Origin of the sequence: Lysinibacillus sp. LK3, assembly GCF_001043675.1 — a bacterium.
GTDB classification, from domain to species: Bacteria; Bacillota; Bacilli; order Bacillales_A; family Planococcaceae; genus Lysinibacillus; species Lysinibacillus capsici.
In genome coordinates, this window is record NZ_LDUJ01000018.1 from 93,336 (window position 1) to 116,289 (window position 22,954).

The 22,954-nt window shown below is 37.7% G+C and carries 24 protein-coding genes and 1 other annotated feature; of the genes, 23 read left to right on the forward strand and 1 reads right to left on the reverse strand.

Features of this window, described 5'->3' with window-relative positions; genetic code table 11:
• Positions 1 to 8: 8 nt before the first annotated feature.
• From VK91_RS13840 to VK91_RS13940, 21 genes are all read left to right on the forward strand, one after another.
• Entirely contained in the window at positions 9 to 449 is a 441-nt protein-coding gene (locus VK91_RS13840) for a MaoC/PaaZ C-terminal domain-containing protein (RefSeq protein WP_004226245.1), read from the forward strand.
• Between the two features lie 52 nt (positions 450 to 501).
• Positions 502 to 1,218: a response regulator transcription factor gene (locus VK91_RS13845; RefSeq protein WP_016993215.1), complete on the forward strand. Its 717-nt coding sequence runs from the start codon at positions 502 to 504 to the stop codon at positions 1,216 to 1,218.
• A complete protein-coding gene (gene pnpS, locus VK91_RS13850) occupies positions 1,215 to 2,750 on the forward strand; it encodes a two-component system histidine kinase PnpS (protein WP_048393584.1) in 1,536 nt (511 codons plus the stop codon). Before VK91_RS13845 ends, pnpS begins: the two co-directional genes overlap by 4 nt.
• Positions 2,751 to 3,101: 351 nt before the next feature.
• Entirely contained in the window at positions 3,102 to 3,470 is a 369-nt protein-coding gene (locus VK91_RS13855) for a CidA/LrgA family holin-like protein (protein ID WP_048393586.1), read from the forward strand.
• Positions 3,467 to 4,180, forward strand: coding sequence for an LrgB family protein (locus tag VK91_RS13860; protein ID WP_048393589.1), 714 nt, complete (start codon positions 3,467 to 3,469; stop codon positions 4,178 to 4,180). The genes VK91_RS13855 and VK91_RS13860 overlap by 4 nt, the downstream gene beginning before the upstream one ends.
• A gap of 149 nt (positions 4,181 to 4,329) precedes the next feature.
• Positions 4,330 to 5,301 (forward strand): FtsH protease activity modulator HflK, encoded by a 972-nt coding sequence (hflK, locus tag VK91_RS13865; RefSeq protein WP_048393591.1) that lies wholly within the window; start codon positions 4,330 to 4,332, stop codon positions 5,299 to 5,301.
• Positions 5,301 to 6,311, forward strand: coding sequence for a protease modulator HflC (gene hflC, locus VK91_RS13870; RefSeq protein ID WP_048393593.1), 1,011 nt, complete (start codon positions 5,301 to 5,303; stop codon positions 6,309 to 6,311). Before hflK ends, hflC begins: the two co-directional genes overlap by 1 nt.
• 183 nt (positions 6,312 to 6,494) lie before the next feature.
• Positions 6,495 to 6,911, forward strand: a complete 417-nt coding sequence (locus tag VK91_RS13875) for a hypothetical protein (protein ID WP_048393595.1) — start codon at positions 6,495 to 6,497, stop codon at positions 6,909 to 6,911.
• A gap of 280 nt (positions 6,912 to 7,191) precedes the next feature.
• Positions 7,192 to 7,551, forward strand: a complete 360-nt coding sequence (locus VK91_RS13880) for a hypothetical protein (RefSeq protein ID WP_048393597.1) — start codon at positions 7,192 to 7,194, stop codon at positions 7,549 to 7,551.
• 209 nt (positions 7,552 to 7,760) lie between these two features.
• Positions 7,761 to 10,388 (forward strand): DNA polymerase I, encoded by a 2,628-nt coding sequence (gene polA, locus VK91_RS13885; RefSeq protein ID WP_048393600.1) that lies wholly within the window; start codon positions 7,761 to 7,763, stop codon positions 10,386 to 10,388.
• Between the two features lie 12 nt (positions 10,389 to 10,400).
• The gene (gene mutM, locus VK91_RS13890; protein ID WP_048393602.1) at positions 10,401 to 11,273 is read left to right on the forward strand and encodes a bifunctional DNA-formamidopyrimidine glycosylase/DNA-(apurinic or apyrimidinic site) lyase; all 873 of its coding nucleotides are present in this window, start codon (positions 10,401 to 10,403) and stop codon (positions 11,271 to 11,273) included.
• A gap of 13 nt (positions 11,274 to 11,286) precedes the next feature.
• On the forward strand, positions 11,287 to 11,883 hold the full coding sequence (gene coaE, locus VK91_RS13895; RefSeq protein ID WP_048393604.1) for a dephospho-CoA kinase: 597 nt from the start codon (positions 11,287 to 11,289) through the stop codon (positions 11,881 to 11,883).
• 203 nt (positions 11,884 to 12,086) lie between these two features.
• A complete protein-coding gene (locus tag VK91_RS13900; protein WP_004226274.1) occupies positions 12,087 to 13,109 on the forward strand; it encodes a glyceraldehyde-3-phosphate dehydrogenase in 1,023 nt (340 codons plus the stop codon).
• Positions 13,110 to 13,296: 187 nt separating this feature from the next.
• The gene (nrdR, locus tag VK91_RS13905) at positions 13,297 to 13,767 is read left to right on the forward strand and encodes a transcriptional regulator NrdR (protein WP_004226277.1); all 471 of its coding nucleotides are present in this window, start codon (positions 13,297 to 13,299) and stop codon (positions 13,765 to 13,767) included.
• A gap of 16 nt (positions 13,768 to 13,783) precedes the next feature.
• On the forward strand, positions 13,784 to 15,148 hold the full coding sequence (locus VK91_RS13910; protein ID WP_048393607.1) for a replication initiation and membrane attachment family protein: 1,365 nt from the start codon (positions 13,784 to 13,786) through the stop codon (positions 15,146 to 15,148).
• Positions 15,149 to 15,175: 27 nt separating this feature from the next.
• The gene (gene dnaI / locus VK91_RS13915) at positions 15,176 to 16,105 is read left to right on the forward strand and encodes a primosomal protein DnaI (protein WP_255349866.1); all 930 of its coding nucleotides are present in this window, start codon (positions 15,176 to 15,178) and stop codon (positions 16,103 to 16,105) included.
• A 554-nt stretch (positions 16,106 to 16,659) separates the two neighbouring features.
• Complete coding sequence (gene thrS, locus VK91_RS13920) at positions 16,660 to 18,591, forward strand: threonine--tRNA ligase (RefSeq protein ID WP_048393612.1); 1,932 nt, start codon at positions 16,660 to 16,662, stop codon at positions 18,589 to 18,591.
• Positions 18,592 to 18,762: 171 nt separating this feature from the next.
• Positions 18,763 to 18,911 (forward strand) — a sequence feature (ribosomal protein L20 leader region).
• A 95-nt stretch (positions 18,912 to 19,006) separates the two neighbouring features.
• Complete coding sequence (gene infC / locus VK91_RS13925; RefSeq protein ID WP_016994853.1) at positions 19,007 to 19,510, forward strand: translation initiation factor IF-3; 504 nt, start codon at positions 19,007 to 19,009, stop codon at positions 19,508 to 19,510.
• A gap of 31 nt (positions 19,511 to 19,541) precedes the next feature.
• A complete protein-coding gene (gene rpmI / locus VK91_RS13930; protein WP_004226312.1) occupies positions 19,542 to 19,742 on the forward strand; it encodes a 50S ribosomal protein L35 in 201 nt (66 codons plus the stop codon).
• A gap of 57 nt (positions 19,743 to 19,799) precedes the next feature.
• On the forward strand, positions 19,800 to 20,159 hold the full coding sequence (rplT, locus tag VK91_RS13935; protein ID WP_004226314.1) for a 50S ribosomal protein L20: 360 nt from the start codon (positions 19,800 to 19,802) through the stop codon (positions 20,157 to 20,159).
• 146 nt (positions 20,160 to 20,305) lie between these two features.
• Positions 20,306 to 20,569 (forward strand): DUF1294 domain-containing protein, encoded by a 264-nt coding sequence (locus VK91_RS13940; protein WP_048393614.1) that lies wholly within the window; start codon positions 20,306 to 20,308, stop codon positions 20,567 to 20,569.
• Positions 20,570 to 20,592: 23 nt separating this feature from the next.
• Here VK91_RS13940 and VK91_RS13945 read toward each other — a convergent pair whose 3' ends face one another.
• Positions 20,593 to 20,988, reverse strand: a complete 396-nt coding sequence (locus VK91_RS13945; RefSeq protein WP_016994855.1) for a hypothetical protein — start codon at positions 20,986 to 20,988, stop codon at positions 20,593 to 20,595.
• A 105-nt stretch (positions 20,989 to 21,093) separates the two neighbouring features.
• Here VK91_RS13945 and VK91_RS13950 point away from each other — a divergent pair, with 105 nt between their 5' ends.
• Both VK91_RS13950 and VK91_RS13955 read left to right on the forward strand, forming a co-directional pair.
• On the forward strand, positions 21,094 to 21,579 hold the full coding sequence (locus VK91_RS13950; RefSeq protein WP_048393617.1) for a dUTP diphosphatase: 486 nt from the start codon (positions 21,094 to 21,096) through the stop codon (positions 21,577 to 21,579).
• A 94-nt stretch (positions 21,580 to 21,673) separates the two neighbouring features.
• A complete protein-coding gene (locus VK91_RS13955; protein ID WP_016994857.1) occupies positions 21,674 to 22,762 on the forward strand; it encodes a M42 family metallopeptidase in 1,089 nt (362 codons plus the stop codon).
• The last annotated feature ends 192 nt before the right edge of the window (positions 22,763 to 22,954 follow it).

The window sequence follows — 22,954 nt, forward strand, 5'->3', positions numbered from 1 at the left end:
GCGTATCTTTGCTTCAAAAAAATAGTAAACTTGGTCTCACAATCGATGAAATTACAGTTGGCGAGAAAATCCATATCACTGAAAAAATTGAAGATAGGGATCTATTGCTTTATTTAGGCCTTACAAACGATAGTAACCCGCTTTATATTCAACATGATTATGCAGCTATGACACCTTTTCAAAAGCCAATTGTGCCGACAATTATGTTAAATGGTATTATTACATCAGCTGTGTCAAAGTATATTCCAGGACCAGGTGCACGAATTATTGAGCAACATTTGAAATATTTAGGACCTCTCTATCATTATGAATTGTTCGATACGCTATTAGAGGTTACAGCAATCAATAAATATGACAATACCATCACTGTATCTGTCCACTCATATAATGAGCAGAAGCAGCTTGTAATTGAAGGTTTATTGCTTGTGACTCCACCACTTGCGCTATAGACGTCTTGAGATTTGAAATGGGGGTTTCAAATCACTAACGGAGGCATTAGACATGACAAAAACGATTTTAGTAATTGAAGATGAATTTTCGATTGCAACATTATTGAAATATAATTTAGAACAGGCAGGCTATGTAGTGGAAACGGCTGCTGATGGTCAGGAAGGGCTTGAAAAAGCAATCGACTTACAGCCAAATTTAATTCTTTTAGATTTGATGCTTCCAAAACTAGATGGCATGGAGGTCTGTAAACAAATACGACAACAACGTATGAATACGCCAATTATTATGCTAACTGCTAAAGATGACGAATTTGATAAAGTTCTTGGTCTTGAGTTGGGAGCAGATGATTACATGACAAAGCCTTTTAGTCCTCGTGAAGTTTTAGCGCGTGTCAAGGCTGTATTAAGACGTTTCACGCAAAATGTTGTCGCAGATGATAAGGATGAGGCGCAGGAAAAAATGTATGAGTTTGGACAATTGCGAGTGTACCCAGAGCGATTTGAAGTATTTTTACAGGATGAGGCACTGGAATTTACACCAAAAGAGTTTGAGCTACTCATCTATTTACTTGAAAATAAAAATCGTGTATTAACACGTGATCAGCTATTAAGTGCTGTATGGAAATATGATTTTGCTGGCGATACTCGAATTGTGGATGTACACATTAGCCACCTTCGCGATAAAATTGAAGAAAATAGCCGTAAGCCGATGTTTATAAAAACAATTAGAGGTCTTGGTTATAAATTTGAGGAGCCGAAAACGACATGAAATCGATGAGCAACCGCTTATTCTTGACATTCATGCTTTTACTTGGAACGATACTAGCTGTCCTAATGATTGTTATAGGTCAGCTTTTTCCTGTTTATATCGAGCAATATAACGAGCAAGCAACCACTGAGATACGGACATCAATGGACCAAGTAATCGATGAACGCAAAATGGATTTAACGAAGGAAGATCAGGAAGCTTTGTACGCAGCTCAGGCTATGGAACGAGACGAATCCTTATTGAACTATGTGCGTGCTCGCCTTTACGGAGTACTGGCTATTCTCTTTACCATCACGTTGATATTAATAGCAATTATAAGTCGTTATATGATACGTAACTTTACTGCACCGATTGATAATGTGACAGACACTGCCCTTGAGCTTGCAAAGGGTAACTATCGTGCACGTGCTCAAGAAAATGAGCATGAACGGATGATACCACTGAGTCATTCCATAAACATATTGGCACGGAATTTGCAAGATATTACAACGATACGTGAAGTAGAGGAAGAAAGACTGAAAACCTTAATTGAAAATATGGGGAGCTCCCTTATGATGATTGGTCGTGAGGGGAATATTTCCATTGTAAATCGAGTATTTCTGGAGCGCTTTGGAATGCAGCTTGATGATGTACAAGGAAAGGTTTTTCGTACAATAGGCTTACCTAAATCATTAGAACAATTTATCGATCATGTTTTTCTGACAGAAATGCCTTATCGACAACAAATTAAAATGGAAGTACAGCAAGAACTTTATAACAAAGAAGTTTATGGGGCACCGGTCATCGGGGACCACGGACGATGGCTAGGCGTTGTTATCGTTATGCATGATATAACGGAACTAGTTCGATTAGAACAAATTCGGAAAGACTTTGTTGCGAATGTATCACATGAATTACGCACACCTATTACATCTATTAAAGGCTTTTCAGAAACTTTATTGGATGGGGCCTATAAAGACGAAAAAATGCTGATTTCCTTTTTGGAGATTATATATAAAGAAAGTAATCGACTTCAAATGCTGATTCAAGATTTACTAGAGCTCTCAAAGATCGAGCAGCATGGTTTTACTGTCAATATTATGCCGATGGGCTTACAGGATGTTCTAATTCGTGGAGCAGAATTGACAGCTCCGCGATTGGATGAAAAAAATATGAGCTTCCAGGTGGATATCGAACGAGATGTCCAGGTTATGGGGGATGCCAATCGTATCATTCAGATTGTGACGAATTTAATTACCAATGCGATTACATATTCACCTGAAAACACGACTGTTTCTATTCGATTAAAGGAAAATGAAACACATGGCATTATCGAAATAGAGGATCAAGGAATTGGTATTGAAAAACATGAAATAGCGCGCGTTTTTGAAAGATTTTATCGGGTGGATCGAGCGAGAAGTCGTAATTCTGGTGGAACAGGCTTAGGCTTAGCGATTGTTAAGCATTTAGTCGAGGCGCATCATGGCCGAATTCAAGTAGAGAGTGAAGTCGGCATAGGAACTAAAATGATTGTCATGATTCCGAAAAATTAACAAATCCTTTACATGAACAACATGTTACATTCATATTTGGGCACTATACTTATTTCTAGAAACCCCCAATATGATTGTTAAGACGATGACCATAAAAATCTAATAGAAGATTTTTAACTGCTTTATATTCCCCACAGAAAGAATTTAGTGTTTTTTAGACACTAGGTTCTTTTTCTGTTTTACAGGGAACGTAAATAGGTGTAAAGTATAGTAGCATAAAGTTTAACAACCATCTTACCCGCGATTGTCTGTTAGACGAACGCTTTGACAGTCAGTGAATCAACCTTCTTATCATTCGAATCGTGTTTTCCTGACTGTTGAGGCAGAGAAAAAAATGAGAGAAGGATGACCATGAAAATCGTCAAAAGTATCGTGCAAATCGGCTATCTTTATATCCTATTATTAATCGGAAATACTATTGCACGCCTACTTCACTTGCCGATTCCAGGGAGTATAATAGGACTTGTCCTATTATTTTTGCTGTTACAGTTTCATATAATCAAGCTTGAATGGATTGAATTAGGAGCAGCCGTACTATTAAGTGAACTCTTATTATTCTTTATTCCATCTGCCATCGGCGTTATTGATTATCATGCCTTATTCGGTGTGCAGGGAATGAAGGTTGTGCTGGTCATTGTCGTGAGTGCCATTGTGGTAATGTTTGTAACGGGGTATACAGCACAATGGCTAGAGCAGCGAAAGAAGGGTGATGCGATATGACTTTATTAATCGCCATTGTCAGCTTACTTGGGACGGTTGCTATTTTTTATATTTGTAAAATGTTTTATAAAAAATATAAAAAAGAATGGCTGACACCTATGCTGATTACACCTTTAGTCATTATAGGTATTTTACTACTGACAGGTGTATCTTATAATTCCTACAATTCTGGAGCGAGTGTCTTAACAAATTTACTAGGACCAGCAACCGTTGCGTTTGCCGTTCCTATATATAAAAATGTCAACCTATTAAAAAAACACGCATTTGAAATTTTCATCAGCATTGCTGTTGGTTCAGCGGTTGCTATTGTGTCATCCTTTATGATGGCTCTATTGGTGGGCTTAAATGATGAGTTGGTGCATAGTTTAGTGCCACGTTCTGTAACAACACCTATTGCGATGGATATTTCTAATATGATTGGTGGTTCTCCTACGCTTACAGCTGTTTTCGTTATGACGACTGGTATTTTAGGAAGCTTGTTAGCACCAATCGTTATCAAAGTATGTCGTTTTCACAGACCTTCATCTAGAGGATTAATGCTTGGTATGGGTGCTCATGGAACGGGTACATCAAAAGCATTTGAATTTGGAGAGCTAGAAGGCACATTTGCTAGTCTAGCGATGATCGTTGCTGCATTAATTAGTATTGTATTATCCACTACCATTTTCCCAGTATTTGAACATCTGGTTATCAATATCCTGTTGCCCTAAAGGTAACAGGATTTTTTTGCATTGATAAGCTTTTGTTAAGAGTGAGATACAGAGGATTCTGTCCTTTACAATCATTATATGAAAATATTTTGAAACTTTTTATAAGGGTTCACCGTAAACAATAGTACTAAGCAAAAGGAGGAACAGACATGAGTGTGAAAAGGACACTAATGATTGTTGGACTTGGAATATTTGGAATTATTGCACTTATTACAGTTTTTACTTCATGGTACACGGTAGATGAATCAGAGCAAGCTGTGGTTATTACATTTGGTCGTGCCGATGATACAGTAACAAATCCAGGTCTTCATTTTAAATTACCTTGGCCCGTCCAATCCGTAGAAATTTTGTCAAAAGAAACGTTTAGTCTGCAATTTGGTTATAAGCAAAATAAAGCAGGTGAGTTAGAGGCATACGATGCCGAAACAAAAATGATTACGGGGGATGAAAATATTGTCTTAACAGACCTTGTTGTTCAATGGAAAATTACAGAGCCTAATAAGTTTTTATTTAATTCGCAGGATCCAGAAAGAATATTACATAGCGCGACATCGAGTGCCATTCGTTCTATAATCGGAAGCTCTTCTATCGATGCAGCGTTAACAGAAGGTAAAGCTGACATCGAAGCAAATACTCGCCAATTATTAGTTTCTCTTATTGAAAAATACGATATTGGAATAAGCGTTTTAGGTGTGAAATTGCAAGATGTAGAATTGCCAAATAAAGATGTGCGTGCAGCATTCACTGCTGTAACAGATGCACGTGAAATGAAAAATACAAAAATAAATGAAGCTGAAAAATATGAAAACCAACGCATTAGTGAAGCTGAAGGCGAACGTGATGCTATTATGTCGAAAGCAAAAGGAACTAAAACAGCCCGTATCGAGCAAGCACAAGGGGATGTAGCGGTCTTTAATAAAATGTATGAGCAATACAAGGGCAATCAGCAAATTACACGAGAGCGGTTAATTATAGAGACGCTTGAAAATGTCCTACCGAAAGCACAAATTTACATTATGAATGATGATGGTAGTACGATGAAGTATTTACCACTTCAGCAACTACAGCCTCAACAGTCGCAACAGACACAAACAGAGAAAAAAGAGGGGAGCGGTAACTAATGGACCAAAAAAATAAGGATCTAGAAAAATTCCTCAATTTCTTATCTGGCAAAAGTAAAAAAGCTGCTCCTTCAGAAGGTGATTCGGGAGACAATGTAGTTAAAATGTCGAAGAAAGGACCGAAGAATCCTAAAAAATATATCTCTCTAGCTGTAACCTTAACGGTCATATTCGCTCTAGTGATTACTTTATTAACGAATATTTATATAGTTAAAGAATCAGAGTATGCTGTTGTTCGGCAGTTTGGAGAGGTTGTTAAGTTTGAGCGTGAACCAGGTTTAAATATGAAAATTCCTTTTATTCAAAGTGTTACAAAGTTACCAAAAAACCAAATGACATATGAGATTTCGGAAGAAGAGATTAATACAAAGGATAAAAAACGAATTATTATTGATAATTATGCTGTATGGCGTATTACGGATCCTAAGCTATTGATTTCGAATGCTGGTACGATAGAAAAAGTTGAATCACGTATGGAAGAGTTCATTTATTCTGTTATTCGATCTGAACTTGGCCGAATTAACTATACGGAGATTATAAATGATGAGGATTCTTCTCGAGGCAGCATAAACGATCAAGTAACTGAACGTGTTAATGAACTTCTTTCCAACGATAACTATGGTATTGAAGTAGTAGATGTACGTATACGTCGCATTGATTTACCAACTGAAAATGAACAATCCGTTTTTACGAATATGATTTCAGATCGTGAATCAATTGCACAAAAGTATCTTTCAGAGGGAGATGCACAGAAACGTCGTATTGAGGCACAAACGGATCAACACGTACAAGAAATGCTTGCTAAAGCAAGTAAAGAAGCTGCTTTAATTCAAGCTGAAGGAGAAGCAGAGGCTGCAAAGATTTACAATAAATCTTTCTCTCAAGATCCTGAATTTTATTCTTTATACCGCACATTAGAATCCTATAAGAAAACGGTTGGGGAAGATACGGTTATTATCTTGCCAGCTACTTCACCATATGCCAACATCTTGTCTGGTTATATTAAATAAGCGCAGTTTAAAGTCGTCTCTGTCTTGAAGGAGACGACTTTTTTGTTGGACGAATTATAATTATCCGTGAAATCGAATTATTATAGTATGAAAATAATAGAAATTTATAAGTTTGTATTCCCGAATCAGCTATAATTTGATAGAATGATAATGTTTAAAAAAGAATAGTTGGGGGTAAGGGCTTTGAAATTACAAATTAGCAAATGGCTCCAAAATTTAGGGATTGCTTGTAGTATAGCTTCGATATTAACACTTTTCTACCGTCTATCCGATTTTTCGTGGGTGACGAAAAGTGTTTATCATATACCAGTATTTTTTGTTTGTATCTTTTTAATCAGTATCATTATTGCAGATGATGTAAGAAACCTTTTTAAGAAATTATTTTGGTATGAAAAAAGAAAGGTCAAGCGTCCTATTTGGCAAGTTGGAATTGGCTTAATCTTCTTTTTGGCACAAATTAGTACAGTAATGGTATTTAATCAAGAGCTAACATATCCACAATTAGGCGGCATGCCGTTATTTCTTGTGTTTGCTTTTATGAATGCATTTATATTAACTGTCATCTATGAAGAAGTTTTTTATCGTACTTCAAATCAATAACAACTATTAAGAACTTTCATTTACAGGAGACTTGTCCTTGAATGAAAGTTTTTGCTTTTTAGTAATGGATGTAATACGTCTTATGCCTTGTTAATACGAAAATTATTAACATTTGTCAGTATTGCCCTTATTTAATCTGTAGTACAGTCAAGTTATTGAGAATAGTCAATGACTAAACTTGATAGGCAGATGCATACATACCATATTATATTTTTTAACCTAGTTTTAACCTTTAGTATGTATGATAAGCAAAGATTCATTTTAATAGGAGGTAATAAAGATGAAAAAGGTCGTGTTTGGAAGTGCTTTAGCAGTCGGATTATTATTTAGTGGGGCAGGGCAATCCTCTGCTAATAGCCTAATTCAACCAATTGATATTCAAGGCATGGATCTAGAATCAGCATTACAGGCAGTCCAATCACAGCGAGCACAGCTGTTAGAAAATCAGCTTAAGGATCAACTAGAGGATGTTCAACAACGAAATCAACAGCTAGCTGATTTGAATGCACAGCAAGGTCAAATGGATATGCTCCGTTTACAAAGCATGAATAGTAAACGAAATGAGGCTTTTGATGTAATGACTAATTTTGTAAAAAAAATGCAGGATAGTCGTTCATCTATTATAGGTAATATGCGTTAAGGAGTTAAAATATTTTAAACAAGTCAACCGCTGCGCGCGGTTGGCTTTTTTGAATGAATAGGAATGCTAAAGTAGCGGATAAAGTCTAAAAGTGGTGGATAAACCATTAAAAATAATGGATAACCTTGAGGATGGACGCCTGCTTTTTTTACTTGAAATGTATTGTTATGATAAAGTAGAAGAAGAAGACAACGCAGGAGGATAAAATCATGACCAAGGAAAAATTACTATTATTGGACGGTAATAGTTTAGCGTATCGCGCGTTTTTTGCGTTGCCATTGCTAACGAATGATAGTGGCATTCATACTAATGCTGTATACGGCTTTACAACAATGCTACAAAGAATATTAGAGGAAGAACAGCCAACCAAAATATTGGTTGCTTTTGATGCTGGGAAAACAACATTCCGCCATGAAACCTTTACAGAATATAAAGGAGGACGTCAAAAGACACCACCAGAATTATCAGAGCAATTTCCTTATTTACGAAAGCTCATTGATGCGTATGGTATTAAGCAATATGAGCAGGAGTTATATGAAGCGGATGATATTATCGGAACGCTTGCTAAAGAGGCTTCGTCGCAGGATATGGATGTTATCATCGTTTCTGGAGACCGTGATTTAACTCAGCTGGCGACAGAGCAAGTAACCGTTTATATAACGAAAAAAGGTATTACGGAAATAGAGAAAAATACACCAGCCTTTATTGCGGAAAAGTATGGGTTAACGCCGCTCCAAATTATTGATATGAAAGGCTTGATGGGGGATTCCTCCGATAATATTCCTGGTGTACCAGGCGTCGGGGAAAAAACGGCTGTAAAATTATTAAAAGAGCATGGCTCCGTTGAAGCACTTTATGAAGCAATGGATACATTGAAAGCTTCTAAAATGAAGGAAAAGCTTGTAGCTAATGAAGAGCAAGCCATCATGAGTAAGAAGCTGGCAACGATTTATACGGATGCTCCAATCACCATTTCACTGGCTGATCTTGCATATAATGGGCCAAAAGAAGATGAATTAATCAATGTGTGGCGTGAGCTTGGCTTTAAATCGCTGCTTGATAAAAGTGACTTTACAGTGCAAGAAGAAGAACAGGCGCCTCTCGATTATGACCTTGTCCAGGAAGTTCGACCTGAGGATTTAAAAGACGTGATGGCTGTGCATGTAGAGCTTGAAAACGAGCACTATCATACTTGTCAGCAGCTGGGAATTGCCTTATCAGATGGCGTAAAGACGCAATATATTCCATTTGATAAAGCAGCAAAATCAGATATTCTCCGTCGTTGGCTAGAAGATGCCACAAAAATAAAATATATATCCGATTCTAAGGCAGCTCAAGCATCATTAAAGCGAGCTGGGATTCAATTAGCTGGCGTTGACTTTGATTTGCTACTTGCCTCTTATATTAATAATCCAGCATTAAGTGGCGATGATATCGCAACACTTGCAAGGGAATTAGGCTACTATGATGTCCAAGCAGATGAAGCGGTATATGGAAAAGGTGCCAAGCGTGCAATACCTGATTTGGACCAACTTGCACAGCATGTTAGCCGTAAAGCTTTTGCAGTATGGTCATTACAGCCAAAACTGGAAGCCTTATTAAAGGAAAATGAACAATTCGATCTTTATAAAAACCTAGAGCTACCATTGGCAGGAATTTTAGGTGAAATGGAAAGCGAAGGGATTACGGTTAACCGCGCTACGTTAGAGAAAATGGGGCAAGAGCTTAATGATAAACTTGTAGTAATTGAGCAAGAAATTTATGCAGAAGCTGGAGAAACCTTTAATATTAATTCACCAAAACAATTAGGTGTGATTCTATTCGATAAGCTAGGGCTACCTGTGATTAAAAAGACTAAGACAGGCTATTCAACTGCTGCAGATGTCCTAGAAAAATTACAGTCAGAGCATGCTATCATCGAACATATTCTGTTGTATCGCCAACTTGGAAAATTACAATCCACATATATTGAAGGCTTACTAAAGGAGATTCATGTATCAGATAGTAAAGTGCATACGCGCTTCCAGCAAGCTTTAACTGCAACAGGGCGTTTAAGCTCAACAGATCCGAATTTACAAAACATCCCAATTCGTTTGGAGGAGGGCCGCAAAATTCGTCAAGCCTTTGTACCTTCAAAAGAGGATTGGATATTATTTTCTGCTGACTATTCGCAAATTGAATTACGTGTGCTTGCACATATGTCAGAAGATAAAAACCTTGTTGAGGCTTTCCGTGAAGGAATGGACGTTCATACACGTACAGCTATGGATGTATTTCATGTGTCAGAAGATGAGGTTGATAGTAATATGCGTCGCGCAGCGAAAGCTGTTAACTTTGGAATAGTCTACGGTATTAGTGATTATGGTCTATCACAAAACTTAGATATTACACGTAAGGAAGCGGCTAATTTTATTGAAAAGTATTTCGCAAGTTTCCCTGGTGTAAAACAGTACATGGATGACATTGTACAAAATGCGAAATTTAATGGTTATGTGACAACGATATTAAATAGACGCCGTTATTTACCGGATATAACAAGCTCAAACTTTAATTTAAGAAGCTTTGCTGAGCGTACGGCGATGAATACGCCAATTCAAGGTAGTGCAGCTGATATCATTAAAAAGGCAATGATTGATATGGATGCTCGATTGAAAAAAGAAAAGATGCAGGCAAAACTGCTACTTCAAGTGCACGATGAGCTAATCTTTGAGGCACCAAAGGAAGAGATTGCCTTACTCGAAAAAATTGTACCTGAAGTCATGGAAAACGCTATTGAGCTTGCTGTACCGCTTAAAGTAGATTTTAACCATGGCTCAACTTGGTACGAGGCAAAATAAGGAGGGATTCAAATGCCTGAATTACCAGAGGTAGAGGGTGTCGTCCAGGCATTGAAGCCAACAGTTGAAGGACGTACCATTCAACAGGTTCAGCTTTCTGAACGAGTACATTTCTCTTTTAGTGAGGGTAAACAATGTATTGTCAAACAAGCAGCGCCTGATGCATTTGAAAGTACTTTGTCCCAGATGACCATTACCAAAATTGAACGAAGAGCAAAATATATTTTCTTTCATTTGCTGAAGGATGATGTTCCATATGTTCTTGTTAGTCACTTAGGGATGACAGGTGCTTGGTTTGTTGTGAATTCACCCGAAGAAATCAATGAGGCGAAATTTCAAAAGCATATCCATGCGACATTTGAAATGGCAGATGGGGGATACTTGATTTATTCAGATATTCGTCGATTCGGTGAACTTCGTTTTCTGACAAAAATTGAAGATCATGCACCATTGACAAAAATGGCACCAGAGCCATTTGATGAGCATGCATGTGATTTTTTTATAACAAAATCTAAGCTACCGAAATATGAAAATAAAGCCGTAAAAGAAGTAATTATGGATGGGCAAGTCATTTCGGGCTGTGGCAATATTTATGCAACAGAGGCATTGTTTGCTCAGAAAATTCACCCTGCACGCAAAATGAGCCGCATTAGTGAAAAGCGGAAGCGAGCATTATTTGAGGAGATTGTTGCTGTCCTACGTCAAAGCATTGAAGCGGGTGGTTCAACTATTTCTGATTATCGGAATATTAATGGGGAAGCAGGGAGTATGCAGAATCGATTAAAAATGTATGGGAAAAAGGTATGTCCAGCATGTGAAACGGCAACAAGTCAAATGACAATTGGAGGGCGTACCTCTGTCTATTGCCCAAATTGTCAACATTAAAGGGGATTTAGCAATGATTATCGGACTAACAGGAAGTATTGCAAGTGGAAAAAGTACAGTAGCTAAAATGATGAGCGAACTGGGTTTACCGATTGTTGATGCAGATGTTGTAGCACGAGATGTCGTAGAACCTGGAACTGAAACATTAGCATTGATTGCTGAAAGCTTCGGACAAGCTATCTTGCTTGAGGACGGCAATTTAAATCGAACTATGCTGGGAGATATCATATTTCATGAGCCTGCCAAACGCAAAACGTTAAATGATATCATACATCCAGCAATCAGAAAAGAAATGTTACGTCAGCGTGATGCTTATTTAGAAGCAGGACATGAACATGTTGTGATGGACATTCCTTTGTTATTTGAGAGTAAGCTTCAACATTTTGTGGAACGTATCATTGTGGTATCGGTCAGTGAAGAAGTTCAGCTTCGACGTTTAATGGAACGAAATAATTTATCTAAAGAAGATGCATTGGCACGTATGCACTCTCAACTGCCGATGTCTGTCAAAGAAAAGGGTGCACATGCGGTCATTTATAATAATGAAAATATAGAAAGTACAGAAGAACAATTAAAAAAAATCCTGCATTATTGGGATGTTATTTCATGAGTTCTTTTATAATGCGTAGCAAGCCGACCTTGCTACGCATTTTTTTATGGGGAAACGCCATAATAAAGAATAATTTTTCAGAAAATAAGAACTTTTATATTCTCAATATATAATGTTCATCTTTTTTAAAATTGTGTTATACTAATCACCATAAAGTATATAATTAATTAATCTGAGTATGTACTCACAGGAGGATATTATAAATGACAGTATCAATTGCTATTAATGGTTTCGGGCGTATCGGACGTATGGTTTTCCGCCAGGCTATCGTACAACAAGATTTAAACATCGTTGCAATTAACGCTAGCTATCCTGCAGAAACGTTAGCACATTTGATTAAGTATGACACAAATCACGGAACATTTGAAGGTACGGTAGAACCAGCAGGCGATGCTTTAGTTGTAAATGGTAAACGAGTTCAAATTATTAGTGAACGTGATCCTTTAAAATTACCTTGGTCTACAATGGGTGTAGATATCGTTATTGAAGCTACAGGAAAATTTAATGAGCGTGATAAAGCAGCGATGCACTTAGCAGCTGGCGCGAAAAAAGTAATTTTAACAGCACCAGGTAAAAACGAGGATGTCACAATTGTTTTAGGTGTAAATGATGACAAATTGGATATTGCGAAACATGATGTTATTTCAAATGCTTCTTGTACAACAAACTGCTTAGCGCCAGTAGCAAAAGTATTGAATGACACGTTTGGTATTGAGAATGGTTTAATGACAACAGTTCATGCTTATACAAATGACCAAAAGAACTTAGACAATCCGCATAAAGATCTACGTCGTGCACGTGGATGCGCCCAATCCATTATCCCAACATCTACAGGTGCAGCGAAAGCATTAAAATTAGTGTTACCTGAATTAGAAGGTAAAATTCATGGTATGGCACTTCGTGTTCCAACACCAAACGTATCTTTAGTTGACCTTGTAGTAGATTTAAATACAGATGTAACAGTTGATGCAGTTAATGCAGCATTTGTAAAAGCGGCAACAGAAGGTCCAATGAAGGGTATCCTTAATTTCTCTGTTGAGCCATTAGTATCTTCTGATTACAATACAACAACTTATTCTTCAACAGTTGATGGACTTTCTACAATGGTGTTAGGCAACCGCAAAGTAAAAGTACTTGCTTGGTATGATAACGAGTGGGGCTACTCTGCACGCGTTGTTGACCTTGTGAAAAAAGTGGCAAATGCTTTAGAAACGGTAAACGCGTAATAATTTCTATAGATAGCACATTGAAATCGAAAAGGTTTCAATGTGCTCTTTTTTTACAGAAACTTTTCTTGTACTTCAGGTGCTTTAGATTTATCATGAGGCCACAAACGTGAATGCACTTTTCTTACATGTAGGAAATTTGTTATAATAGATATATTAAATTGTTGTAAACCAGGAGAGTAAATATATGAGATGTCCATCTTGCCAATTTAACGGAACGCGTGTTGTGGATTCGAGGCCAGTAGATGATAATAAAGAAATTCGTAGACGTCGTGAATGTGAGTCATGTGGCTTCCGTTTTACAACGTTTGAAAAAATTGAAGAGACGCCATTAGTCGTTGTGAAAAAGGAAGGTTCACGAGAAGAGTTTAGCCGTGAGAAGGTACTTCGTGGGCTTATTCGTGCTTGTGAAAAACGTCCAGTGGCACTTGATGTGCTGGAGGAACTTGTTCTGTCCATTGAAAAAGATCTTCGTCGTATTGGAAATTCGGAAGTACGCTCAGAAGATGTTGGCGAAATGGTCATGGACCGCTTAGCCAAAATTGATGAGGTTGCCTATGTGCGTTTTGCGTCGGTCTACCGTCAGTTTAAAGATATCAATGTCTTTATTGAAGAAATAAAGGACATTATTCAACGTCAAACGGAGAAGAAATCATAGCAAACAGAGAGGATGAATGACGTTGATTCATTTATATAAGGAATTGCAGCCTGGCGATCCTTTCGACATTCGTCTACCTCATGCATTTTCTACACAAGAGCGTCAATTAGTTACATTATTTTATCAACCATTAACGGGATCAGAGCCAGTTAGCCTCTATTTAACATTATGGGCAGAAGCAGAGCAAATGCCAAAGCAGCAAATGACACATTATTATTTAATGAATGTGCTAGGGCTACCAATTGGTAAAGTGTTTGAGGCTCGTATTGCTTTAGAAGCTATTGGTTTGCTGCGTACATGGAAAAAAGAAAATGCTGGTGAGCGTAGTTTTTTATATGAGCTACAGCGCCCATTAGATGCAGATAGCTTTATGAAAGACCCGCTGCTGTCGATGTTTTTGTTTAGTAAAATTGGAGAGCAGGCTTATCGCAACTTACGTCAGCGCTTTATGTCACCTGTAAAGGACTCGGCGTTTAAGGATGTATCTCGTGCTTTTATTGATGTCTATAAGCCTGTTCATGCCAATATCCCATCAGATTTACAAGTGGATACGAGTCATAAGGATAAACAACAAAAAGTATATCCTTTTTATTTGGAGCAATTCGATTTTGATTTATTGCAAGCAGGTTTGTCTGAGCAATTGGTACCTTCCAATTTGTTGACATTTGAAGTGCGTGAAGCTATAGCCAAGTTGGCATTTTTATATCATTTAACAGCCCTTGATATGCAAAAAGTAGTCATACTTGCTTTAGATGATGATTTAGGAATTTCTCAGGAACGTTTACGAAAGGCTGCTGCTGATTTTTATAAATTAACCGTATCCAAGGAGCCGCCAAAACTTGCCCGTGTCACCGATCCTCTACCAGTAGCAGAAGCGGGACAAAAAACCAAGGATCAGGAACTTCAACACTATTTAGAAACAACGGCACCTGTCCAAGTTTTAAGAGATATAAATAATGGTAAAGAACCATTACAAACCTCAGTCCAACTTGCAGAAAATTTAATCGTTCAACATGGCATGCCAATTGGAGTGGTTAATGCATTGTTAGAATACGTTATGCTAACAACAGATATGAAGCTCCCTAAAAAATATGTGGAAACGATTGCTGATCATTGGGTACGAAAAAATGTCCAGACCGCTAAGGAAGCAATGGAACTTGCACGTCAAGAGCATGATAAATATACAGCTTGGAAAAACAAGCCGCAAACGTCCAATAAAACGAGTCAACAGACTAAAGGACGTTCAAGATATCAACGTGAAGAAAAAGTGCCTGAATGGTTCTATAAACGAAATGACAATCAAGAGGAATCTACCTCTAGTACTATAGATTTTGAAAAAGAGCGACAAAAAATATTAGAGATGCTAGGAAAAAGCGAATAGTAAAGAAGGTGAGCAGTAATCGAACCTATAAATGGACCACTAAAGCGAGCAATTAATGTACCCTCGTTCCAAGAACGCTATGAAGCCATGCGACGTGAAATTTTAGAGCACCCGCATGTGCAGGAATTTTTAGCGCAGCATGCAGATGAATTAAACTATGACAATGTTGAGCGAAATTTACCTAAACTGCATGAGTTTATTAGTCAATCTACTGAGTGCTGTGGGTGTGATAATACCGAACATTGTACAAACTATTTAAAAGGATTCATCCCGACATTAAGGGTTGTTCGGAATTCTATTGAAATGGACTATGTGCGCTGTGAGCAAAAGATTAGGGAAGAAGAACGCCGAGATGTTGCGAATATGATTGCAAGTATGCATATGCCAAAAGATGTGCTACAAGCAACAATTCATGATTTAAGTATTGATGATGAATCACGTGTGGCGATTGCACAAAAAGCAGCTCAATTTGTTAAAATAACAAAAGAAACTGGTCAATTACCTGCAAAAGGTTTTTACCTATATGGTAAATTTGGTGTAGGGAAATCCTTTGTACTTGGTGCATTGGCCAATGAATTAGCATCTATTAAAATCCGCTCTGTGGTAGTTTTCGTTCCAGAATTTTTACGAGAAATGAAAAATGCCATTGGCGATAATACATTGAATGAGAAAATAGATTATATTAAAAAGGCTCCTGTCTTAATGCTAGATGATTTAGGTGCGGAGACAATGACTGCCTGGACACGTGATGAAATATTGGGGACTATTTTCCATTATCGGATGGCAGAGCAATTGCCAACTTTTATTACGTCTAATTTTAACTATGAAGAATTAGAGCATCACTTAGCTCAGTCACAAAAAGGTGATATTGAGGTTGTCAAAGCGGGACGAATTATGGAGCGAATTAAAGCCCTAACAGTGCCAATCGAAATGCGAGGCAAAAATCGTCGGATGTAACATTGATAGTTGCATTTTTCGACAATCGAGCGTATACTGACTCATATACTTAATATCAATATGCATTGATGAGGACATGAATTTTGTGTATCAGCTTTTAGAGAGGGAAGTCATCGGCTGAAAACTTCCTAGTATGGGCACATTATTTACTACCTACTGAGCAGCGAAAGGGATAATCTTTCGCCGGTCCCTAGCCCGTTAGCTAGCCTTGAGCTTCGTCTGACTTTATGTAAGTCGGAAGGAAGAAGGGTGGAACCACGAGCATACGCTTCGTCCCTTTTGTGAGGGACGGAGCTTTTTTTATTTTTCTCAGATTTCATTGAAATAGTGGTGGATCCGCTCATATAGGGAGATAAGTCGCTCGCGAAAGTGGTAAATTCGCTCATAGAGAGTAAGAAACCGCTCAGAAACATGAAGATGCCGCTCCGATTGAACAGAGAAATGCTTAAAAAAGCAATGACTCCGCTCAAACCAAGCCGTAGAGTCACACAAACATTGCTCCAGCCAATCATCAAGCATTATGTATTTATCAAAAACAAAGGAGTGCAAAGAATATGTCAGAAATGATTAAATTAACTTTCCCAGATGGCGCTGTAAAGGAATTTGCAAAAGGCACATCAACTGATGACGTAGCATTATCTATTAGCCCTGGCTTACGGAAAAAAGCGTATGCAGGTAAAATTAATGGTGTGTTAGTGGATTTAAAAACACCAATTGAAGAGGATGCAACAATTGCAATCATTACACAAGATGATGAGGCAGCACTTGAAATTTTACGTCACTCAACTGCCCATTTAACAGCGCAAGCTATTAAACGTCTATTCCCAGATGTAAAGCTTGGTATTGGTCCAGTAATTGAAGGTGGTTTCTACTATGATATTGACTCACCAACACCAATCACTGCTGAAGATCTACCAGCCATTGAAAAAGAAATGAAGAAAATTATTGCTGAAAACCTTGAGGTAGAACGCAAAAATGTAAGCCGTGCAGAAGCACAAGCCCTTTATGAAGAAATTGGCGATGAGTATAAATTAGAATTACTTGAAGCCATTCCTGCTGATGAGCAAGTATCTATTTATTATCAAGGCGAGTTTTTTGATCTTTGCCGTGGTATCCACGTACCATCTACGGGTAAACTTCGTGAATTCAAGCTTTTATCATTAGCGGGTGCTTACTGGAGAGGGAACTCTGATAACAAAATGTTACAACGTATTTATGGTACAGCGTTCTTCAAAAAAGAGGAATTAAAACACCACCTTCAAATGCTAGAAGAAGCAAAAGAACGTGATCACCGTAAAATCGGAAAAGAATTAGAACTGTTTACAACTTCCCAAAAAGTTGGCCAAGGTTTACCACTTTGGTTACCAAATGGTGCAACAATTCGTCGTGTTATTGAACGTTATATTGTCGATAAAGAATTATCACTTGGCTATAAGCACGTTTATACACCAGTATTAGGTTCTAAAGAGCTTTATCAAACTTCTGGTCACTGGGATCATTATCAAGATTCAATTTTCCCACCAATGGAAATGGATAATGAAACATTAATTATGCGTCCAATGAACTGTCCTCACCATATGATGGTGTACAAAAACAGCATGCATTCATATCGTAACCTACCATTGCGTATTGCAGAGCTTGGCACTATGCACCGTTACGAAATGTCAGGGGCTGTTTCAGGCTTACAACGTGTTCGTGGGATGACATTAAATGATGCCCATATTTTTGTTCGCCCAGATCAAATTAAAGCGGAATTCCAAAAAGTAGTACAGTTAATTTTAGAGGTTTATAAAGATTTCGATCTTAATGATTACTCATTCCGTTTATCTTATCGCGACCCAGCAGATACTGAGAAATACTTCGATGATGATGCAATGTGGGAAAAAGCACAAAGTATGCTAAAAGAAGCAATGGATGAACTTGGCTTAGACTACTTTGAAGCGGAAGGTGAGGCTGCATTCTATGGTCCTAAACTTGACGTTCAAGTAAAAACAGCGATTGGTAAAGAAGAGACTTTATCTACAGTTCAATTAGACTTCTTATTACCAGAACGCTTCGACCTAACTTATGTTGGGGAAGATGGTAAGCCTCATCGTCCAGTTGTTATCCACCGTGGTGTTGTATCAACAATGGAACGTTTTGTTGCCTTCTTAATTGAAGAATACAAAGGAGCATTCCCAACTTGGTTAGCACCGGTACAAGTTGAAGTTATTCCAGTATCGAATGAAGCTCACTTCGACTATGCAAAGCAAATTGAAGAGCAACTTACAGCGGCTGGTTTACGTGTGGAAATGGATGATCGTGAAGAGAAATTAGGCTATAAAATCCGTGAGGCACAAATGAAAAAGATTCCTTATATGCTTGTTATCGGGGATAAAGAGGTTGAGGCAAATGGCGTAAATGTTCGACGTTATGGCTCGAAAGATTCCGAAACAATTAGCTTTGAGGATTTCCTAGCAGCTATAAAAACAGAAATTACAAAATAAGCTTTAACTAGAAACCCTCGCTTGCCAAAGTGAGGGTTTCTGTATAAAATAAATCTTGCATTTGTATAGAATAGCTTCATTTTGGTTATGTTAGCACAGATAAGAAAATAAATATTTGACAGCTTATCATATACATGCTAATATAATTAAGGTTAATGAATACAAAGTTTGTGGTTGAAGTAGAGGCTGCCCGCTTCTCACCTGATACAACGCTTTAAAGGCTGTGAACAGGTATGACACGTTGAATTGTTTTGCGTAGACTTGCGCATGCACATATAGCGGGCGGACATCTTCAAAAATGTCCGTCCTTTTTTTATGGACATGACGAGAGGATGTACCGTTCAACCGGGCAAGGCTTTGCCCAAACCATGTATTCGCGACAACTACTTGGAGGTGGATTACTATTAGCAAAGACATGTATGTAAACGAAGGCATTCGCGCACGTGAACTTCGATTAATCGATCACAATGGTGACCAGCTTGGTGTAAAGACACGTAATGAAGCGCTAGAAATCGCCGCTCGTGTAAACTTGGATCTTGTCCTTGTGGCCCCTCAAGCCAAGCCGCCAGTCGCTCGTATCATGGACTATGGTAAATTTAAGTTTGAACAGCAAAAGAAAGACCGTGAAATTCGTAAAAATCAAAAGGTCATCGTAATGAAAGAGGTTCGTTTGAGCCCAACAATCGATGAGCATGATTTCCAAACGAAGTTACGTAATGCGATTAAATTCCTTGAAAAAGGCGATAAAGTAAAATGTAGCCTACGTTTCAAAGGTCGTGCGATCACACACAAAGAGATTGGTCAACGTGTGTTAGATCGTTTTGCTGAAGCTTGTGCTGAAGTATCAACGGTAGAACAAAAACCGAAGATGGAAGGCCGAAGCATGTTCTTAGTTCTTCAACCAAAGAACGAGAAATAATATTAGACGAACAGTTTAGGAGGAATTCGACATGCCAAAAATGAAAACTCACCGTGGAGCTGCGAAACGTTTCAAAAAAACGGGTTCAGGTAAATTAAAATACGACCGTGCTTATGGAAGCCACTTATTCGCAAACAAATCTACGAAACAAAAACGTCACCTACGTAAAGCGAACATCGTATCATCTGGTGACTTCAAACGCATCAAATCTTTACTTGTTTACATGAAATAATTGACTACAAAAAAATACTAACATTCATTTTTTAATGAAAAGCAGGAGGTAATTCATATGCCACGCGTAAAAGGCGGAACAGTGACGCGCAAACGTCGTAAAAAAGTATTGAAATTAGCTAAAGGTTACTATGGTTCAAAACATACATTATACAAAGTTGCTAACCAAGCAGTAATGAAATCAGGTCAATATGCATACCGTGACCGTCGTCAGAAAAAACGTGATTTCCGTAAATTATGGATCACTCGTATCAACGCAGCTGCTCGTATGAACGGTCTTTCTTATAGCCGTTTAATGCACGGTTTAAAAGTTGCTGGTATTGAAGTTAACCGTAAAATGTTAGCTGACCTTGCAGTAACTGATGCTGCAGCATTCACTCAATTAGCAGACGCTGCTAAAAAAGCAGTAGCTAAATAATAGCTGACAACATTCACTATTATTTCTGCACCGAAAGCTTAGCTACAGGTGTGAAATATCATAAGTGCAATAAAAAGACTGATGGGTTTTTCCATCAGTCTTTTTTGTGTTAGATTAATAGTATCACGGTTTTAAAGGAGTAAGAAATGGGACAAGCATTATTAGCTTATATGAGCATTGTATCAATTGTATTGCTCATTTTAATGGGGATGGATAAATCACGCGCAAAGAATCATGAATGGCGTATAGCAGAGCGTACATTATTTACACTAGCCATAGCAGGAGGGGCAGCTGGGGGTGTATTGGGTATGTATTTATTCCGCCACAAAACACGTCATAATCGTTTTGCATTTGGTTTTCCCCTACTTGCAGCCATACAAATTTTTATCATTGTGCAACTCTGGACATAAATGAGAATAATTAAAACACATCCTCATGATGAGGATGTGTTTCGCATAAGCTGTTCAATGGGCTGCTTCCAATTGATTTTGGCGCTTGGATAGTTCAATAATATTTCTTGCTGCAAATATTCAAAGTCGCTTTTGCTGAAGCCTTGTAATGTGGCAGCATCACGCGCACCGACGAAAATGGTTACAACCTCAAATGCATCCTCTGTTGTGCCTAGGTATTTTTCACCTTCAAAAAGAGCACCCTTATAGGAAATAAAGAAATTTTTTCGGACATTTTTAACGTCATCATAGAAATAATACTGGCCTTTTTCATAGGCTTCATCAAGTTTGCGTTTAGGATCGGTTATATAACGAATCGCTTTGTAAAATACATAAATAATAAGCGCTATTACAGCAAGTCGAATTAGTAACGGCAACATGTTTAAATTTCCCCCTTGAAGAAAGGTTATTCTTTCCTATACGGTTAGAAGGGTCAAATAGTTTCACTTTTTATAAAAAATTTTTTAGAAATTTAGGAGAAAAAAATGAATTTACAACAATTGTTTACCATGCAAAAAGAGCTTGATGATTTTATCGAGCAAACACAAAATATTCAGCAAGATGTGTTTCAGGAAAAGGGCTTAGCCTTACTAGTGGAACTAGCTGAGCTTGCTAATGAAACACGTTGCTTTAAATTTTGGAGCACAAAGGGACCATCAGCACGTGAAGTCATTTTAGAAGAATATGTAGATTCGATTCATTTTATCTTATCTCTTGGCTTATTAAAGGGCTATACATCGATTGACATGTGGCCTTTCGTAGAAGAAAACAAAGATTTAACAGCTACTTTTTTAGAAACACAAAGTGTTATTTTAGCATTTATTCATCAACCTACAGAGGAGCGTTATTTAGCTATTTGGCAATACTATGGATTACTAGCGTATAATCTCGGTTTTACATTTGAGGATGTAGTTGGTGCTTATCTTGAAAAAAATCAAGAAAATTATCATCGGCAGCGTTCAGGTTATTAAATTAAGAAATACACCAATTTTCAGACGATTAAGCTAGGAATATTTCGGTAAACGAAGTATAATAAAATAGATACAAGAAGTAGGAGGCAAAAGGATGACACAACTAGATCCAACATTACAAATGTTTAAAGATTTAACAGATGCGAATGGTATCGCAGGTAATGAACGTGCACCGCGTGAGGTCATGAAAAAATACATTGCACCATATGCAGATACTGTAGAAACAGATAACTTAGGTAGTGTCATTGCTAAAAAAGTTGGCGATGAAAACGGTCCTAAAATTGTTGTAGCAGGACATTTAGATGAAGTAGGCTTCATGGTTACACAAATTGATGACAAAGGCTTTATCAAATTCCAAACAGTGGGTGGCTGGTGGAGCCAAGTTATGCTTGCACAGCGTGTAACGATTACTACACGTAAGGGCGATGAAGTGATTGGGGTTATTGGTTCAAAGCCACCTCATATTTTACCTGCGGATGTACGTAATAAGGTAGTAGACATTAAAGATATGTTTATTGATATTGGTGCAGCTTCTAAAGATGAAGTACTTGAGTGGGGTGTACGTCCTGGCGATATGGTAACACCGTACTTTGAATTTAATGTAATGAAAAATGATAAGTATCTATTAGCTAAAGCTTGGGATAACCGTATCGGCTGTGCAATCGCGATTGATGTTATGAAAGCGTTACAAAATGAAAAGCACCCTAATATTCTTTATTCTGTAGGGAATGTACAAGAAGAAGTTGGACTTCGCGGTGCAAAAACTGCTACACATAAAATCCAACCAGATATTGGATTTGCAGTGGACGTAGGTGTAGCAGGAGATACTCCTGGAGTTACAGCAAAAGAATCAACGAGTAAGATGGGTGCAGGCCCTCAAATCGTTGTGTATGATGCATCTATGGTTTCACATCGTGGCTTACGTGAATTCGTATTAGATGTAGCAGATGAGCACAATATTCCATATCAATTTGAAGCGATGGCTGGCGGTGGTACAGATGCTGGCTCCATCCACGTAACAGCAAATGGTGTACCAGCACTATCAATCGGTATTGCAACACGCTATATTCATTCACATGCAGGTATCCTACATCGTGATGATTATGATAATGCCGTTAAATTAATGGTAGAAGTCATTAAAAAATTAGACCGTGATGCAGTCAATAAAATTACTTTTGACTGATACTGCTAAATAGATATAGCATGATTTTGCCTTCTAACAAAATGTTAGGAGGCTTTTTTACTCATTCCAAGACAATTAGACTTGCTAATATGAATAGTAATTATAAACACAAGTCCCATTCTTATTAGTGAGTAAGACTCTTATAGAAATCAAAATATAGAGAAGTATTAATTTGTAGGTTAATGGAAAATA

Coding starts and splice junctions, on each gene's coding strand:
- VK91_RS13855 (WP_048393586.1), top strand. CDS start 3,102: ATGAAAATCGTCAAAAGTATCGTGCAAATCGGCTATCTTTATATCCTA.
- VK91_RS13950 (WP_048393617.1), top strand. CDS start 21,094: ATGAATTTACAACAATTGTTTACCATGCAAAAAGAGCTTGATGATTTT.
- VK91_RS13910 (WP_048393607.1), top strand. CDS start 13,784: ATGACGTTGATTCATTTATATAAGGAATTGCAGCCTGGCGATCCTTTC.
- polA (WP_048393600.1), top strand. CDS start 7,761: ATGACCAAGGAAAAATTACTATTATTGGACGGTAATAGTTTAGCGTAT.
- VK91_RS13880 (WP_048393597.1), top strand. CDS start 7,192: ATGAAAAAGGTCGTGTTTGGAAGTGCTTTAGCAGTCGGATTATTATTT.
- nrdR (WP_004226277.1), top strand. CDS start 13,297: ATGAGATGTCCATCTTGCCAATTTAACGGAACGCGTGTTGTGGATTCG.
- VK91_RS13845 (WP_016993215.1), top strand. CDS start 502: ATGACAAAAACGATTTTAGTAATTGAAGATGAATTTTCGATTGCAACA.
- VK91_RS13955 (WP_016994857.1), top strand. CDS start 21,674: ATGACACAACTAGATCCAACATTACAAATGTTTAAAGATTTAACAGAT.
- mutM (WP_048393602.1), top strand. CDS start 10,401: ATGCCTGAATTACCAGAGGTAGAGGGTGTCGTCCAGGCATTGAAGCCA.
- VK91_RS13940 (WP_048393614.1), top strand. CDS start 20,306: ATGGGACAAGCATTATTAGCTTATATGAGCATTGTATCAATTGTATTG.
- hflK (WP_048393591.1), top strand. CDS start 4,330: ATGAGTGTGAAAAGGACACTAATGATTGTTGGACTTGGAATATTTGGA.
- thrS (WP_048393612.1), top strand. CDS start 16,660: ATGTCAGAAATGATTAAATTAACTTTCCCAGATGGCGCTGTAAAGGAA.
- rplT (WP_004226314.1), top strand. CDS start 19,800: ATGCCACGCGTAAAAGGCGGAACAGTGACGCGCAAACGTCGTAAAAAA.
- infC (WP_016994853.1), top strand. CDS start 19,007: ATGTATGTAAACGAAGGCATTCGCGCACGTGAACTTCGATTAATCGAT.
- VK91_RS13900 (WP_004226274.1), top strand. CDS start 12,087: ATGACAGTATCAATTGCTATTAATGGTTTCGGGCGTATCGGACGTATG.
- rpmI (WP_004226312.1), top strand. CDS start 19,542: ATGCCAAAAATGAAAACTCACCGTGGAGCTGCGAAACGTTTCAAAAAA.
- pnpS (WP_048393584.1), top strand. CDS start 1,215: ATGAAATCGATGAGCAACCGCTTATTCTTGACATTCATGCTTTTACTT.
- hflC (WP_048393593.1), top strand. CDS start 5,301: ATGGACCAAAAAAATAAGGATCTAGAAAAATTCCTCAATTTCTTATCT.
- coaE (WP_048393604.1), top strand. CDS start 11,287: ATGATTATCGGACTAACAGGAAGTATTGCAAGTGGAAAAAGTACAGTA.
- VK91_RS13945 (WP_016994855.1), bottom strand. CDS start 20,988: ATGTTGCCGTTACTAATTCGACTTGCTGTAATAGCGCTTATTATTTAT.
- VK91_RS13860 (WP_048393589.1), top strand. CDS start 3,467: ATGACTTTATTAATCGCCATTGTCAGCTTACTTGGGACGGTTGCTATT.